At 58.3% G+C, this 374-nt stretch carries 1 rRNA gene; it reads right to left on the bottom strand.

Going from position 1 to position 374, the window contains the following annotated elements:
• Positions 1–374 (bottom strand): 23S ribosomal RNA (locus OO48_RS34070); the annotation flags it as partial.

A 374-nucleotide genomic window follows, 5' to 3' on the forward strand; every position in this document is an offset into this window, starting at 1 on the left:
CACGGTACTATCCGCTATCGGTCACCAGGGAATATTTAGGCTTAGCGGGTGGTCCCGCCAGATTCACACGGGATTTCTCGGGCCCCGTGCTACTTGGGAGAAGCTCAAGCGAGCCGTACAGGTTTCGTCTACGGGGGTCTTACCCTCTACGCCGGACCTTTCGCATGTCCTTCGACTACCCATACGGTTTCTGACTCGCCCAGCCGCCGGCAGACGACTGAAGAACTTTCCCACAACCCCCTGAGCGCAACCCCTGCCGGGTCTCACACGCTCAAGGTTTAGCCTCATCCGGTTTCGCTCGCCACTACTCCCGGAATCACGGTTGTTTTCTCTTCCTGCGGGTACTGAGATGTTTCACTTCCCCGCGTTCCCTC

This window comes from Kitasatospora phosalacinea, assembly GCF_000716545.1.
Taxonomy (GTDB): Bacteria; Actinomycetota; Actinomycetes; order Streptomycetales; family Streptomycetaceae; genus Kitasatospora; species Kitasatospora phosalacinea.